The 15,803-nt window shown below is 39.4% G+C and carries 12 protein-coding genes; 5 read left to right on the top strand and 7 right to left on the bottom strand.

Going from position 1 to position 15,803, the window contains the following annotated elements; translation table 11 throughout:
* Positions 1 to 46 precede the first annotated feature (46 nt).
* The 3 genes from lpxB to IL356_RS07000 are packed head-to-tail and all read left to right on the top strand — an operon-like array spanning position 47 to position 3,769.
* A complete protein-coding gene (gene lpxB, locus IL356_RS07010; RefSeq protein WP_121850151.1) occupies positions 47 to 1,159 on the top strand; it encodes a lipid-A-disaccharide synthase in 1,113 nt (370 codons plus the stop codon).
* Between the two features lie 35 nt (positions 1,160 to 1,194).
* Positions 1,195 to 1,749, top strand: coding sequence for a C40 family peptidase (locus tag IL356_RS07005; RefSeq protein ID WP_121850152.1), 555 nt, complete (start codon positions 1,195 to 1,197; stop codon positions 1,747 to 1,749).
* A gap of 1 nt (position 1,750) precedes the next feature.
* Positions 1,751 to 3,769, top strand: coding sequence for a ComEC/Rec2 family competence protein (locus tag IL356_RS07000; protein ID WP_121850153.1), 2,019 nt, complete (start codon positions 1,751 to 1,753; stop codon positions 3,767 to 3,769).
* A 3-nt stretch (positions 3,770 to 3,772) separates the two neighbouring features.
* Here IL356_RS07000 and IL356_RS06995 read toward each other — a convergent pair whose 3' ends face one another.
* Both IL356_RS06995 and IL356_RS06990 read right to left on the bottom strand, forming a co-directional pair.
* Complete coding sequence (locus IL356_RS06995; RefSeq protein WP_121850154.1) at positions 3,773 to 5,308, bottom strand: peptide MFS transporter; 1,536 nt, start codon at positions 5,306 to 5,308, stop codon at positions 3,773 to 3,775.
* Between the two features lie 66 nt (positions 5,309 to 5,374).
* Entirely contained in the window at positions 5,375 to 7,603 is a 2,229-nt protein-coding gene (locus IL356_RS06990; RefSeq protein WP_121850155.1) for a S9 family peptidase, read from the bottom strand.
* A gap of 155 nt (positions 7,604 to 7,758) precedes the next feature.
* On the opposite strand from IL356_RS06990, the gene IL356_RS06985 reads away from it, so the two are divergent.
* Entirely contained in the window at positions 7,759 to 9,075 is a 1,317-nt protein-coding gene (locus IL356_RS06985; protein WP_121850156.1) for a hydroxymethylglutaryl-CoA reductase, degradative, read from the top strand.
* Positions 9,023 to 9,991, top strand: coding sequence for a GYDIA family GHMP kinase (locus tag IL356_RS06980; protein WP_225621410.1), 969 nt, complete (start codon positions 9,023 to 9,025; stop codon positions 9,989 to 9,991). Before IL356_RS06985 ends, IL356_RS06980 begins: the two co-directional genes overlap by 53 nt.
* Positions 9,992 to 10,039: 48 nt before the next feature.
* Here the strand turns inward: IL356_RS06980 and IL356_RS06975 are convergent, their stop codons facing one another.
* The 5 genes from IL356_RS06975 to IL356_RS06955 form a co-directional block, all read right to left on the bottom strand.
* Positions 10,040 to 12,160 (bottom strand): peptidylprolyl isomerase, encoded by a 2,121-nt coding sequence (locus IL356_RS06975; protein WP_121850158.1) that lies wholly within the window; start codon positions 12,158 to 12,160, stop codon positions 10,040 to 10,042.
* A gap of 137 nt (positions 12,161 to 12,297) precedes the next feature.
* On the bottom strand, positions 12,298 to 13,587 hold the full coding sequence (locus IL356_RS06970) for a hemolysin family protein (protein ID WP_121850159.1): 1,290 nt from the start codon (positions 13,585 to 13,587) through the stop codon (positions 12,298 to 12,300).
* A 2-nt stretch (positions 13,588 to 13,589) separates the two neighbouring features.
* The gene (locus IL356_RS06965) at positions 13,590 to 13,793 is read right to left on the bottom strand and encodes a hypothetical protein (protein ID WP_121850160.1); all 204 of its coding nucleotides are present in this window, start codon (positions 13,791 to 13,793) and stop codon (positions 13,590 to 13,592) included.
* Positions 13,794 to 13,800: 7 nt separating this feature from the next.
* A complete protein-coding gene (gene lptC / locus IL356_RS06960) occupies positions 13,801 to 14,394 on the bottom strand; it encodes an LPS export ABC transporter periplasmic protein LptC (RefSeq protein WP_121850161.1) in 594 nt (197 codons plus the stop codon).
* Position 14,395: 1 nt separating this feature from the next.
* Complete coding sequence (locus IL356_RS06955; RefSeq protein WP_121850162.1) at positions 14,396 to 15,769, bottom strand: tetratricopeptide repeat protein; 1,374 nt, start codon at positions 15,767 to 15,769, stop codon at positions 14,396 to 14,398.
* Positions 15,770 to 15,803: the final 34 nt, after the last annotated feature.

The raw sequence follows: 15,803 nt of genomic DNA, 5'->3' as shown, positions 1-15,803 counted from the left end.
TCGATAGTAGTTAGCGTTCCCCTTCTAAAATTCAAGATATCGACCCATGAAATATTACATTATTGCAGGAGAGGCCTCTGGCGACCTACACGGCTCAAACCTCATCAAGGCCCTGAAGACAAAAGATCATGATGCAAAGGTAAGATGTTGGGGAGGCGACCTTATGCAGCAGGCCGGCGGCGTTCTTGCCAAACACTATAAAGAGATGGCCTTCATGGGCTTTCTTGAAGTAGTCATGAATTTGGGCACGATTTCAAAGGCCATCAAATACTGCAAGAATGATATTGGTGCTTTTCAGCCAGATGTAATCATTTTTATCGACTATTCAGGGTTCAACCTTCGAATTGCCAAATGGGCCAAAGAGAAAGGTTACAAAACCACCTACTATATTTCACCCCAAATTTGGGCTTCTCGAGAAGGTCGTATCAATGACATTAAAAGGGATATTGATGACATGTATGTTATACTACCCTTTGAAAAAGACTTTTACGAAAAGAAACATAATTATCCGGTAACATTTGTTGGTCACCCGCTTATAGATGCCATTGGAGAAAGAAAGCCTATTGACGACCAAAGATTCAGAAGCGAAAACGGTCTAGACGCCCATAAACCGATTATAGCTTTATTACCAGGAAGCCGAAAGCAAGAGGTTGAAAAAATGCTCACAGTAATGTTAAGCATTGTAGATAAGTTTCAACAATATGAGTTTGTAATAGCCGGGGCACCAAGTCTTGACAAGGAGTTTTATGCTCCCTTCTTAAAAAAGCCCCAGGTAGGCTTTGTCGTCAATAAAACGTATGATTTACTAAGTCTATCCCATGCCGCATTGGTAACCAGCGGCACCGCTACGTTGGAAACCGCACTTTTTAAAGTTCCGCAAGTAGTATGTTATAAGGCCAATTGGCTATCTTATCAAATAGCTAAGCGAATTATCACTCTAAAATATATCTCATTGGTCAATTTGATCATGAATAAAGAGGTCGTTAAAGAATTGATTCAAACCGAACTGACTTCGAAAAAACTGGAAAAAGAACTATCTAAAATTCTAAGTGGAAGCTATCGTGAAGAACAGCTACAGGCTTACTCACTATTACAGAAGAAGTTGGGTGGACAAGGTGCTAGTGAGAATGCGGCCGCACGTATTGTGGAAAATGCTTAAATTTGATATCCAAGTGATATAAGCAACACTTGGGCATGCGCAAACTTCTCTACTTATTAAGCATATTATTGATTGTCAGCTGTGGCTCTTCCAAAAAGAGGAAAGCCCGAGCAAACGAGCCCCGCAGGGTCTCTGTATCGGCCAATTCCGATAAGAATGACGATAATAATCTTCCCTCGCCAAAAAAACCGTTCAGCAAGAAGAATTCCGTTGCCGATGATATAATAAAATCAGCGCTACGCTACAGTGGGGTAAGATATAAATTCGGAGGAACCACTAAAAAGGGTATGGACTGCTCAGGGTTACTTTACGTGGCTTTTGGTGAAAATGACATCAAATTACCGAGAACCTCTTATCATATGGCCGAAGAAGGCCAAAACATCAAGATCAGGGAAGTAGAAAAAGGTGATCTGCTCTTTTTTAGAACAAGTAGACGGGCCAAGCGCATCAATCATGTTGGCATGGTGGTAGCTGTAGAAAATGATGAAATTAAATTCGTACACGCCTCTTCTTCGCGCGGTGTTATTGTAAGCTCATTGAGAGAAGGCTATTGGAATAGCGCTTTCGTAAAGGCCACTAGGATACTTTAAGATGCGTCTTTTACGCTCCGTGCCCATAAAACTTACTCTCTTTTTAATCATTGGAATTTTACTTGGGGAGTATTTCAACCTTCCCACAGAAGGTGCAACAACAGTTACGTTCGTATTCTTGGTTCTAACCGCCCTGCTATTCAAACCAGAAAAGAATTCTATCTTCTTCGGTATTGGCATGGCTTTTACTACCATTGGTATCGGAGCTTTAGCAATAGCGCTCAACCATCGGGAAAACAGACCGAATCACTATTCAAAGTATGTCTCCAAAAGCGACAATAACTATCAACTTAAGATAGTCGAAGAAATGAAGCCTACGGCCTTTTCGTATCGATACTTGGCAAAAGTTATAGCGGTTAATCAGACCCCTTCTTCCGGAAAAATTTTACTTAGCGGCCCGAAAGATTCGGTTCACCTTTTAAATGTAGATGACGAGCTGGTTGCGTTTGGTAAGGAAAGAAAAATTCCAAGTCCCTTGAACCCTCATCAATTCGACTACAGCAAATACATGTACAGTCATGGTATTAGCGACCAATTAACGTTATCCGATGGCAATTACATCTTAAAAACAAATAGTTCAAAAACTATATATGGGCTTGCCTCACATATTCGAAATACGATTATCACCAATTTAAAAGCCGCTCATTTCGGTTCAGATGAATTAAGCATTATTCAAGCCCTTTTACTGGGGCAGAGAGCTGATATTTCTGAGGACACTTATTCTAATTACAAAGATGCAGGCGCTGTTCATATTTTAGCAGTCTCAGGCCTACACATAGGCATTCTGCTTCTAATATTGCAATTTATTCTTCGACCCTTAGAGAGATTCCGAAAAGGCAAAACTGTCAAAACGATTTTAATAATTTTGCTACTCTGGGGTTTTGCCCTGCTCGCAGGGTTTTCGGCCTCCGTTGTGCGGGCCGTAACCATGTTTTCTTTTTTAGCTTATGCCCAGCATCTCAACCGGCCTAGTAACAATTTTAATATTCTTGCGCTTTCGATGTTTGCCATACTTTTGGTCATCAACCCCAGATTACTTTTTCAAGTAGGCTTTCAAATGAGCTATGCCGCGGTCTTTTCTATTATTTGGATTTATCCCCTTCTCCAAAAGTTATATCATCCGAAAAATAAAATTCTACGTTATTTCTGGCAATTGCTTTCGGTCAGCATAGCTGCTCAACTAGGGGTGTTACCCGTAAGTCTTTACTACTTTCATCAATTTCCCTCGCTATTCTTTATATCGAATTTGGTAATTGTACCCCTTCTAGGAGTTATACTTGCTCTTGGAATTGTGGTCATCATATTGGCCAATATTCAATTGTTGCCTAATTGGCTCATAACTATCTATGATCATATCATCAAGTATATGAACCTGATTGTGGAATGGGTGGCACAACAAGAAGAATTTATATTTAGGGATATTCCCTTTGGTTTGGCCCAATTAATCCTTGCTTATTTATGTATAATCACTTTTATACTATTTCTTACCCGACCCACTTTTAAAAAAGTCTTGCCTTTTGCCTTTGTTCTTATCTGCTTTCAGAGTTGGATGATTTATAACAAAATTCAGCTAAAGCAAAAGGAGGTACTATTTCTGGCCCACCAAACAAAGAATACACTCTTAGTACACCACCTTGGCAATCAATTGACAATTTTATCAAAAGATAGTTTGTATGAAAAGAGGTTGGTCAACACTTACAAAGTGGCGGAGCATATTGACGAGGTCAAACCAAAGCTCTTGAAAAACACTTATCAATGGAAAGACCAACATTTATTTTTTATTGATAGTACAGGTGTAAAACCTCCTCACAAAAAATCAAGTGACTATCTCATACTAACTCAATCACCAAAAATAAATTTAAATAGGCTTATTGACTCAATCAAGCCTCATATAATCATTGCAGATGGCAGTAATTATAGAAGCTATGTAAATCAGTGGAAAGCTACGTGTAGAAAAAGAAAAATCCCTTTTTACTACACAGGCGAAAAGGGAGCCTATTTTTTCGGACACAGTAACTAATTCTTAGTGTACCTTACCCATTAACCGCTTGATCAAAGGGGAAGCCAACAAAACAATGACTCCGGCCCCAAGGGCATATTTAGCAATTAATTCGAAGCCATCGGTGTATATCGTTAAAGTTTCGAAACCGCCTACGTTCTTATCGGTGCTTTCTATGGCCAATTGTTTACCTATAAAACCAACTACTTGAAAAGCAAATGCCGATGATAAAAACCATACGCCCATCATAAAGGCAACAATGCGTTTTGGTGAAAGGTCGGTTATTTTTGAAAGGCCGACTGGCGACATAAATAACTCACCTACCGAAAGTAAGAAATACATAAGTAATAAATAGCTAAAAGGCACAAAACCACTTTCGTTGGCACTGCCCGAGCTAATGGCCAAAGCATAAAAACTGATACCGGCAAAAACTAGCCCCAAACCAAACTTATAAGGTGTTCTTGGATTAAGGTTACGCTTGCTAAGATAGGTCCACATCAGCGATATGGGTATGGCCAATATGATGATGAACATAGAGTTTAAAGAGTTGGTCTGAGCGGCGGTCATTATACCATCTAAATCGACGTTGCGGGAAGCAAATAAGGTAATGACACTTCCTGAAAGCTCGTGAAAGCCCCAAAAAATGGTCATAAAAAAGGTAATCAACACCGCTACGAACAGCTTTTTTCGCTCATCGGCATTTGCCTGATACATGATATAGCCCAAGTATATTAAAATGGCAATACCTATAAGCTTAAAAATGACATTTACGATATTCTGATCCTCAAAGAAAGAACCTTCGGTACCTAACGGTTGATAAGCCGACAAAAGATAAGCAATGATGGGTGCTGCAATAACGGCAAGCAGTGGCACTAAAATGCCTTGTTTAATCCCTCCTACCTTTTTATCAAGAACGTGTTCATTTGGCGGAAGGCCCCTATCACCAAAAACATTCTTTTTTATACCTCTCCAGAAGAAGATAAGTCCTGTAAGCATACCTATACCCGCGAGGCCAAAACCGTAATGCCATCCATATTCAACAGCCAACCAACCACATAGTAAGGGTGCGATCCACCCACCGATATTAATACCCATATAGAATATCGTAAACCCGGAATCTTTTTTCGGGTCGCCTTCAGGGTAAAGAGTACCTACAAACGTTGATATATTGGGTTTAAAAAAGCCATTGCCAACAATAATCAATGACAAGGCCAAAAAGAAAGTAATATTATGTTCAATAGCCAAAACGAAATGCCCTATCGACATAAGAATACCACCTAGAAAAATGGAATTACGCATTCCTAATATGGTATCGGAAATTCTACCTCCGATGACCGTAGAAGCATATACCAAAGAACCATAGGACGAATAAACGGCCGCGGTAGCAAAGTCTCTTTCGGCCAAAGCGGCAAATATGACGTCTACCATGTAGAGTGTCAATAGCGCCCGCATTCCATAAAAGCTGAACCGTTCCCAGAGTTCTGCAAAGAACAGATAGAAAAGGCCCTTTGGGTGGCCGAACATTTGCTGCTGCTCCATAAATTCGTGTTTGGTTTCCATATATATATTTTAAGTTATTGGTCCGGTTTTCATTACTCGCTATTCCCTGGAAGATATCAAAAAGTACTAACCCTTTATTTGAGCGTCTATACTTTGTTGTTCTTTGGTATCGAGATTACCTTCTGCCTTTCTGTCTCTCAGGTTTTCGTTCAAGAAATTGGTCATTTTATTGAAGAGGTGAACTCTCGTATTTCCGCCATATATACCATGGTTTTTATCGGGATAGATAGCCCAGTCGAATTGTTTATTGGCCTGAATCAGGGCTTCCGCCATTCTCATGGAATGTTGCGCATGCACATTGTCATCGCCAGAACCGTGAATCAATAGAAAATCGCCCTGCAAAAGTTCAGGATAGTTAAGCGGTGAATTATCGTCGTACCCATCAGGATTTTCTTGAGGAGTGCGCATAAACCTTTCCGTATAGATGGTATCATAAAACCTCCATGAAGTAACAGGGGCAACGGCTATAGCCGTTTCGAAGACCTCGCTACCTTTCAAAAGACTGTTGGTAGCCATATGACCTCCAAAACTCCATCCCCAAATACCTGTTCTGTTCTCATCGATAAAAGAAAGTTCGCTTAACTTCTTTGCCGCGGCAATTTGATCTTCCGTTTCATATTTCACTAAGTTGAGATAGGTAGATTTTTTAAAGTCAGCTCCCTTAAAACCGGTCCCCCTACCATCGACACAAGCAATAACATAGCCTTCAGAGGCTAACTGCTGATGCCAGTAATCTCTATAGCCCATCCAGCTATTGGACACCTGTTGTGATCCGGGACCACTATATTGGTACATGAGTAATGGGTACTTCTTGGAGGGGTCAAAATCTTTCGGTTTGATCATATACATGTTCAACTCATTACCATTGATTTGAATAGTCGAAAACTCTTTGGCACTCAGCTCATACCCCTTCAATTTATCAATAAGGGCATCGTTATTTTTTATCTCTTTGATTTCCTTACCGTTCAAGGCTTTATGCAAGGTATAAATAGGTGGTGTTGTAGCATTTGAATAGGTCAATATAAAATAGGTGAAGTCTGCACTAAAAGCTGCGGAATTGGTTCCTTCTCCTGTGGCCAGTGCCTTTTTGTTTTTCCCATTACTTGCCACACTATAGACTCCCCTATTAATCGACCCGTTTTCGGTTGACTGATAGTAAACCCTATCTTCGTTTTGGTCATAACCGTAGTAATTGGTAACCTCCCAAGGTCCTTTGGTTACCTGGTTCATTAAATTACCGTCTTGGTCATAGAGATAAATATGGTTGTAACCGTCTGTTTCACTCGTCCAGATAAAACTATCGTCTGCCAGAAATGTCAAATTATCAATAATATCGATATAGGCATCATCTTTCTCTTCAAGCAAGACATTTACCGAGTTATCTTTAGCGTTTACCGAAAGTAATTTTAGATGGTTCTGATGTCGATTAATGGTCTGTACGCTCAGGTAATTGGCATTGTTCATCCATTTAATTCGTGGTATATAATAAGGGTTTCCTAAATCAACCTTTGATATGTCTCCTGAAGCGACATCAAGCATGTGCAGCGTTACTTCGGCGTTATTTTCTCCTGCCTTTGGATATTTAAAAACTTCTTGAGTCGGATAAAGTCCCGTACCAAAAACATCCATAGAGAATTGAGGCACCTCTTCTTCATCGAATCGAAGAAAGGCTATTTTACTTCCGTCAGCATTCCATGCGAATGCACGAACAAAAGCAAATTCTTCTTCATACACCCAATCGGTAATTCCATTTATAATTTTGTTCTTAACCCCATCGGTCGTAACCTGTTCTGTGGTTTCTGAATTTAAGTCAAAAATAAATAGGTTATTGTCGTGAACATAAGCCACTTTTGTACCATTGGGCGACAAGGAGGGCTCTTGAATCTTTCCCTCAGAGACTTTTATCACACTTTTTGTCTTTACATCGTAGACGTAGTAATTCGCCAAAAAAGAATGCCTGTAAATAGGATCGATCTCTGTAGCCAAAAGTATCTTCGATTCGTCTTCGTTGAACTCATATGCCGAAAATTCTTTTAAAGCATCTAAGTTTTGAGAATCAACAATGGTTTCTACTTTTTTCTGTGTGGTATAATCATATTTATCAATAGTCGTTCTACCAGTTTTATAATCGCGATTAAGAACCGTGTATTGTTTGCCGTTCTTCATCGACCTTAGAGCATCTAGGCCCTCGGTTCTAAATTCATTAGCGAAAACTCCTTCAACGGTAATTTGTTTTTTCTGTCCGATAGCCATAAATACCATAAGAAAAAACAGAACTGAAATGTACTTTTGCATAGCTTGTTATAAATGATAATAAATCGCCCAAGTTTAGTGATAATTTTACAAAAAATTAAACTTTAATCGCTAAAAAGAGCTTCTGAAAGCCCATATAATCGGGCAACGAGCAAATTCACCTTAATCGTTATCTTTGCCCCAAGACACCATACTTTATGAATAAGCCAGTAGAGGGTTTCTCGAAACTGACCAAAGAACAAAAGATTGATTGGCTAACTACCAATTACACAGAAGATTCTGAATCTGCAAAGAAACTTCTTCAACTTTATTGGAACCCCGATACCAAAGTGCAACAACTACATGACGAGTTTATCGAGAACACCGTTACCAATTACTATCTCCCTTTTGGTATTGCACCCAATTTTTTAATCAACGACAAACTTTATGCCATACCCATGGCGATTGAAGAAAGTTCGGTTGTCGCGGCGGCTAGCAAAGCGGCAAAATTTTGGTTAAAACGCGGAGGGTTCAAAACTAAAATTATTGGCACTGAGAAGGTCGGTCAGGTTCATTTTATTTTTAAAGGGAAATTTGAAAAACTTTCCCGATTTATTGAAGACCTGCGGCCCAAGCTTATTGAAAATGCCTCTTCGATTACACGAAATATGGAAAAACGTGGAGGGGGAATCACAAGTATAGAATTACGCGACAAGACAGATGAACTAAAAGATTACTACCAGCTACACTGTACGTTTGAGACATTGGATGCCATGGGTGCTAATTTTATTAACTCATGCCTAGAAAGCTTCGCCCAAACCCTCGAAAATGAAGCTGCTCAATACGGATCATTTGCAGCTGACGAAAGGCACATTGAAGTGGTCATGAGTATTCTCTCTAATTATGTTCCTGATTGCCTAGTGCGGGCCGAAGTGAGTTGCCCAGTATCTCAAATGAATATTGATCATCGATTATCTCCTCACGAATTTGCCAAGAAAATGGTAAGAGCGGTTGAAATTGCCAAAATCGAACCTTTTAGGGCGGTAACCCACAATAAGGGTATAATGAACGGAATAGATGCCGTGGTCTTGGCGACAGGTAACGATTTCAGGGCCATTGAAGCGGCCGCACACGCATACGCCTCTAAAAACGGTAATTATAGTAGCTTAACCGATGCCAAAATCGAAGACGATATTTTCAGCTTTTCGATAGAGCTGCCCCTTGCCCTAGGAACTGTTGGTGGGCTCACCAGTCTTCACCCTTTAGTTAAGTTGGGTCTAGAAATATTGGGTAAACCATCCGCATCGGAACTAATGCAGATAGTTGCCGTTGCCGGTCTTGCCCAAAACTTTGCAGCTGTACGTTCATTGGTTACCACAGGAATTCAAGAAGGCCATATGAAGATGCACCTTTTGAACATTCTTAATCAATTGGGTGCCACCGATAGTGAAAAAAACACTTTAGTAGACTATTTTAAAACCCATGCAGCTACGCACAATGCCGTGGTGGAGGCTTTTGAAAAAATCAGAAATTAGAATGGTCGAGTACTACAGTCATGGCAAGCTATTACTGACCGCTGAATACGCCGTTTTGGATGGTGCCAAATGTTTAGCCGTACCAACAAAATTGGGTCAATCTTTGAGAGTCTCCCCGTTAAAAAAATCTTTGATTGAATGGAAGAGTTTTGACCATCAGGGAAATTTGTGGTTCGAAAAGGAAATAACCATTGAAAAGCTTCGAGAATCAGAAATATCTAAAGAAGAAAATCCTGTCTTACATACGTTGCTAAAATTGCTACGGGAAGCCATTAAACTGAACCCCGAATTTCTATCGGAAGAAAAAGGTTACCGTGTTGAAACCTACCTGGAATTTCAAAAAGATTGGGGATTAGGTTCTTCATCAACGTTAATTAACAACATTGCTTCTTGGGCCGGGGTAGATGCCTTTCAATTGCTATGGAACGGCTTTTCCGGGAGTGGTTATGACATTGCCTGCGCGCAGAATGATGGAGCCATAACTTATAGCATCGACCGTAATAAACCTTTAATTGAGAAAGTCGATTTCAATCCACCTTTTTCCGAGAACATATATCTCGTATACTTAGAGAGGAAGCAGAATAGTAGGGATGGTATTGCCAGATATAAGAACTTAAAATCTGGAAAGGCATCGATGCTTAAAAGAATAACGGAGTTAACCGAGGAAATAATTGATTGTCGAGAACTTCAACATTTCGAAAACCTTATTACGGAACATGAAGATATCATTGCCAAGGCCATCGATATGCCGAAGGTAAAAAATAGATTATTCAATGATTACACCGGAGGATGTATTAAAAGTTTAGGAGCCTGGGGCGGTGATTTTATTTTGGCTACAGGGGATGCCGGCACACCAGATTATTTCAAGAACAAGGGATTTAATACGGTTTTACCTTACCAACAAATGGTAATATAAAAAAAGGCCCTCTAGCGGGCCTTTTTAATTCTTTATATCAATAATAGTCTAATAGAAAATAGAACGGTTGTCCTCAACTTCTGAGTCCTCCTTTAGAGCATCATAAACGTCACTATTAACTCTACCCTCTCTTATTGTCTTTAATGAGTTGGCATAAGTACTATAGTTATCCAATTGAGGTCCTTCGGTCTTCTTGGTAACCGTCAACATGAAAACGCCCGTATTGCCTTCAATCAAACCTGAAGTTTCTCCTTCAGACATCGTATAAGCCGTACCGACCACCGCGGGTTCGGCCCCGGCCCCAGGAATTGTTGGAGATTTCACGTTCAAGGCCGTAGCCGTAGAAACACTTACATTATTATCCTTGGCCAAATCATCTAGCGACTTGCCTTTATTTGCTGAAATAATCTGAGCTGTTTTACGCTCTTTTCTCAAAATTGGCAAAACAGTAGGTGAGGCATCTTCTACCGACATCAAGCCCTTTTCGTATTTCTTGGTCAATTGAACAACCGCGTAACCTTCCGGCAAATCAAATCTTCTGATATCACCAACGTTCGTTTCTTGGTTAAAGGCCCATTGAACGATACTGCGCTGAGACGATAGCCCTGGCAAGTTTTCGTCAACCGCATTGATTTTATTAACCGGACGAACCGCGTATTGTGATTCTTTAGCCAAATCTGTAAAAGCCTTTTCTCCGGAAATGGTCGACATCTCAAATTTGGTTGCATCGGTGAATAAGGTATTAACCGTTTCTTCAGATGGTTCTATTTCACGGGCCAAAGTGGCTACTTGAAATAAATCACGCTTATCATCGATTTTAATAACGTGGAAGCCAAAATCAGTCTCAACCATTCCAATGCTGCCTACGTTATTTTGAAATGCGAAGTCATTGAAAGATGGAACCATAGTTCCTTCAACAAAATAACCCAAGTCGCCACCGTTAGGCGCCGAGGGGCCATCAGAATTGTCACGAGCCAATTCAACGAATTTTACATCCGATTTTTTAACCTCACGAAGTAATCGCTTTGCTTCCTGCTCAGCTTCCTCTTTAGTGCGGGTCACATCAGGGTTAGCTCTTTCGGCACCTTCATAAGCAATTAAAATATGGCTGGCCTTAACCGAACCGTTAGCCTTTCTTCCCATCATTTTAGAAATCTTAAAGAAATCTCCATCACGATAAGGACCATAAACCTCACCTACTTGAAGTGTAGACAGCGTATCGGAAACTCTAGCAGACAATTGATTTTTTGCCTTATAGATGGTATCGAACTTAATATCTGAGTTACGGTCCAAGTAAGCGGCCATATCATCAGTTGACCGAAAACCTTTTAAAGTATCGTTACGGTCTGTCTGTGCATTATATTCAATAGTGTCATCTAACAATTTGGTGACAGCATCTTCAACCTCTTTCTCATCTTCAGCAGATGGCTTCTCTTCAAAGTAAACGAATTGAATGTCACGTGCAGGTTCTTGCTTGAACTCTTCTTTGTGCTCGTTAATATATGATTGTATCTCGCTTTTTGAAACCGCTACCGTACTATCGGCTATTGAGGTAAAAGGTATACGAACATACTTGATATCCATCTTATTGTTCGCCAATTTGTAGTCAAGCTCACCTTCTTTCAAAGTTGCACCTACACCAGCCTTAATCAGATTAAAATAAGCTTGTTGCTTAGCGCTCTCGATAATTGATTTCTCATCTTGCAACCAAAGCTCATACTGGGCAGGATTGTTAATCTTAAGATCTGCAATGAACTCACGGAATTTATTCTGATCAAAAACTCCATTCTCATTTAAAAACTGAGGACTTTGGGAGTAGCCCGGCATTGAGCCTATGTAATTAAGGATTTGATCCTGCTCGATATCAATACCTAAATCTTCAAGCTGCTGACCTAAAATGGCATTTCGTACCTCTTGATCATAAACCTGATTTACCGTTTGCATTGTTGAAACGTTAGGCCCCGATCTTCGGGAAGCGATATCTACTTTTTGACGAAACTCGTCAATCGAAATATCTTCACCGTTTACTTCCGCAATGCTTGAACCTACCTTTCCGCCACCTAGGCCGTTATTGGTAAATACACCGGAAATCACAAAAGCGAACAACGCCAAACCTATGATAAGAATTAAAACGGTCGTACGTTTTCTTATATTCTCTAAAATTGCCATTTAAGGAGTTTTTAAATCAGTGTGCGAAATTAGTATTTTCTTTTGAAATATTAAAGACTTTAAAGCCCACGGCATCAGGTTCATGATTTCGTGTTAGCCACTGTTAGAAATTGAGAAGAATAATATGGCAACTACAATCAATCTTTTTCAATCAACTTTACTGTCAATAGGTCAATTTTAGTGTTTGACACTTCAATGATTTTAAACAAAAAATTCTCTATTTGAATTTCAGAATCTTTCTCGGGTATTTCACCTTTTTCATTGACTATCAACCCCCCGACTGTTTCGTACTCATCGCTTTTAGGCAACTCTAATTTGTAAGTTTCGTTGATGTAATCAACCTCAAGCCTAGCAGAGAATTTAAAACTACCATCTTCCAATTGTTCTTCAATCAGGTCAGTGGTATCATGCTCATCTTCTATCTCGCCAAAGAGCTCTTCAACAATATCTTCAACGGTCATCAAACCTGAAGTACCCCCATATTCATCTAACACCACCGCTATACTCTTTCTCTTTTTAGTTAGTACGTTAAGTATGTCTTGAATTAGCATAGTCTCTGGCACATATTCTACAGGTAGCAGAATACTCTTGATAGTCTTTGGCTTTTTAAAAAGCTCATAAGAATGCACATACCCAATGATATTATCAATCGTGTCTTTATAGACCAAAATTTTAGAATAACCCGTTTCGGTGAAAAGCTTGGTCAAATTTTTTGGGGTCTCATGAAGTTCAACAGCCGTTATTTCGGTACGAGGAACCATTACCTCCCTTGCTTTTACCTCGGCAAACTCCAAGGCATTTTGAAAAATCTGTATTTCAGAATCTACCTCGTCTTCTTCATTGACCGTTTCCATTTGCTCATTGATGTAGTCGCCCAATTCTAGCTTGGTAAATGAAAGTTGCACTTCATCACCATCCGTTTTGAAAAACGTCTTAAGAATCAAATCGGAAACCCAAATGACAAAATCTGATATAAAGGAAAAGACTACGTAAAACAAATAGGCCGGAACTGCCAACACCTTTAGAAGCGTATTGGAATAAATTTGAAACAGCACTTTTGGCAGAAACTCAGCCGTAAACAAGATTATCAAGGTTGATATTATTGTTTGGGTCAAAAGACTAAAATCGACCAATACCACCTTTAAGAATTCATTATCGACCGGTAACATGCCCTCAAACCAGCGCATGAGCAGGTCACCCATAAAAAACCCATAAATAACCAACGCAATATTGTTACCAATAAGCATCGTTGCTATGAATTTCGAAGGCTTTTTGGTAAGGCGTGTCAACACTTTGGCCAAAACACCTTCTTGCTTCTTCTCTATTTCAATATGGATTTTATTAGCCGAAATGAAGGCTATCTCCATTCCGGAAAAGAATGCAGAGAATAGAAGTGAAATGATGATAATTGTAATCGCAGTTTCCAAAATTACCGCTGGTTATCACTATTTCGCTGTTCAAATTTCTTTCGGTAGTTTCTTCTGAACAAAAACATACCGATAGAAACAACAGCAAAGAAGATGAACAAATAAGCACTTTGTCGGTCGGTATTCCAATCGGTAAAAATACGATAGAGCGAAAAAAAGCAGACCGCTAAATATAAATACTCTGTATACCGTAAAATTTTAATCATTTGCCTGTTACTTAATTGTCATAAGACCAAATGTTCTATGGGCGTTAAGAACACTAATATCTTTATTAAAATCCATTCCTTCCCCGTCCATCACGGTGCCGTCTTCAGGATTTGTAAACTTAAATTTTTCTTGCGTAAAAATCCAATCGTGGTCTTGATCCCAATAGAGTTGGCTTGTCTCAAGCTTTTTACCATCATGACTTTCAATAACCACATTGCCCTGCAAATCTATAACATTTGTAGCGGCATAAATAATTCCGAAATCGGCCTTTATAATACTCTTGTCTCCGTTCTCGTTAAAAAAATCAATAACAAGCCCTTCTGGAAACTTCTGGTACGGAAACGTTAAATTTTCGAAATTATGGTTTAAAGGGCTATTTAAAACTGCAATGACCCTAGAAGAGGCACTATCTTCAGAATTCAATTGTTCACGGGTCATGGTATAGGTCATATCAAAATTCTCAGCTATGAACATTGGATAGACCAAAGGTAGCTTTTCAGCACCAGACCTTTTATAATTGTCTTTACAAGACAAAAAAAGTATTGCCATGGTCAAAACCATGGCAATACCATAAAAATTATATCGTGAACTTTGTGTCATCTTATAGACTAGGCACCTTTACACTACCACCAACCCAACAGCTGAAAGTAACTGTCTTGCCGGCCATACCTGAGTTAAAGATGTCAGTTTTAGAAGGTGCTTTTGCCGAATAGCTCGCAGCAGCCTGGTTGGCCTGAGAACCTAAGGCAGGGTCTACACGACCTGCTTGACGGGCCATATCAGCAGCTTTCCAGTAAATAGCACGTTTTTCAAAAGGAGTGCTACCACAATCATTAGCACTTGTAGCATAAAGGTTAGCAATCAACAAATAAGCCTTACCATTCGCTTTATTAGAATTGATAGCTTGTTGAGCATACTTTCTTGCAGTTGATTTGCTTCCTTTTCTCTTGTTAATAACAGCAACCTTATAAGCAATATCCGATTTTTTGATAGCATCGGTCTCCATACTCATAGCCTTATCAAAATCGGCCAATGCCCCATTTGAGTCACCATTTTTCATTTTTAAAGTACCACCATATACGTAAGCACTTGCTGAAGGCTCAAGCGCTAACTGCGCCTCGAACAACTTTTGGAAAAGAGGGTCATCGGTACATTCTTTGTTGAACATTCTACCTACTGCTCTTTTTACCCAAGTTACATCCCCCTTCTTCTCTTCAAAACTCTTTTCATATAAAGGAATCAAGTTTTCACAATCAGCCAAAGCACCCAATTTAGAATCTACACTACCGGCAATTTTACCGTAAGATTCAGAGTTGATGGTAGCCACCTTCAATTGTCTCTTTTCTTTAGAAGTGATAGTACCTGTAGAATCTTTTGGCAACAGTTGAGTAACCACGCCGGTCAACTTCTGGTTTTCTTCTTCAATTTTATCGGTTACGTTGTCGTAAACATCAAATACTTCTTGAAGGTCTTTACTACCACCTTTATGAAGGTCTACCAAGCTAGAAAAATAAAGGTAAAGTGCTCTTGGATTTTTAAAGTTCTTTGGATCTTGTTTGAAAGCAGCATCCAACATGGAATAAATCTCCTCATCGGAGCCCATTTTGTTTTCATACATCAAAAGTGCTTTGTCTATAGCCACAACAGATGGCGTATATCTTTTTGGAAAATACTTTGCACTGTTATCATAAAGACCCATTAAGTCTTTTATAAAACCATCTTTCTCTGCGCCTGAAGACTTCTCGATTTTGTCTTGCAAAATCTTTTCACCCAAAGAGAAATTGGCCTTATTGATATCAGGACAATTATCATAAACCATTTTCCAAGGTGTATATGCAGCCTCATAGTTTTTAACTTTAGCATGTTCCGCATAAATGGAAAGATTGGTCATACATTCTGGGTTTTGGGCTTGGGCATTGCTTGAAACAATGAAGCCGAAAAGCATGATTGCAGAGAGGTAAATTTTAGTTTTCATTTGTTCAATTTTATTTGTTTTTCAAAAAGTCAAA

The sequence above is a fragment of the Euzebyella marina genome, from assembly GCF_014855515.1.
In the GTDB taxonomy this organism is placed as follows: domain Bacteria; phylum Bacteroidota; class Bacteroidia; order Flavobacteriales; family Flavobacteriaceae; genus Euzebyella; species Euzebyella marina.
The sequence above is the reverse complement of the archived record's forward strand: the minus strand, read 5'-3'. Positions and strand labels throughout refer to the sequence as shown.

Bases quoted from the DNA above. Each gene is read 5' to 3' on its own strand.
- lpxB (WP_121850151.1), top strand. From the start codon at position 47: ATGAAATATTACATTATTGCAGGAGAGGCCTCTGGCGACCTACACGGC.
- IL356_RS07000 (WP_121850153.1), top strand. From the start codon at position 1,751: ATGCGTCTTTTACGCTCCGTGCCCATAAAACTTACTCTCTTTTTAATC.
- IL356_RS06985 (WP_121850156.1), top strand. From the start codon at position 7,759: ATGAATAAGCCAGTAGAGGGTTTCTCGAAACTGACCAAAGAACAAAAG.
- IL356_RS06990 (WP_121850155.1), bottom strand. From the start codon at position 7,603: ATGCAAAAGTACATTTCAGTTCTGTTTTTTCTTATGGTATTTATGGCT.
- IL356_RS06965 (WP_121850160.1), bottom strand. From the start codon at position 13,793: ATGATTAAAATTTTACGGTATACAGAGTATTTATATTTAGCGGTCTGC.
- IL356_RS07005 (WP_121850152.1), top strand. From the start codon at position 1,195: ATGCGCAAACTTCTCTACTTATTAAGCATATTATTGATTGTCAGCTGT.
- IL356_RS06995 (WP_121850154.1), bottom strand. From the start codon at position 5,308: ATGGAAACCAAACACGAATTTATGGAGCAGCAGCAAATGTTCGGCCAC.
- IL356_RS06980 (WP_225621410.1), top strand. From the start codon at position 9,023: ATGCAGCTACGCACAATGCCGTGGTGGAGGCTTTTGAAAAAATCAGAA.
- IL356_RS06975 (WP_121850158.1), bottom strand. From the start codon at position 12,160: ATGGCAATTTTAGAGAATATAAGAAAACGTACGACCGTTTTAATTCTT.
- IL356_RS06955 (WP_121850162.1), bottom strand. From the start codon at position 15,769: ATGAAAACTAAAATTTACCTCTCTGCAATCATGCTTTTCGGCTTCATT.
- lptC (WP_121850161.1), bottom strand. From the start codon at position 14,394: ATGACACAAAGTTCACGATATAATTTTTATGGTATTGCCATGGTTTTG.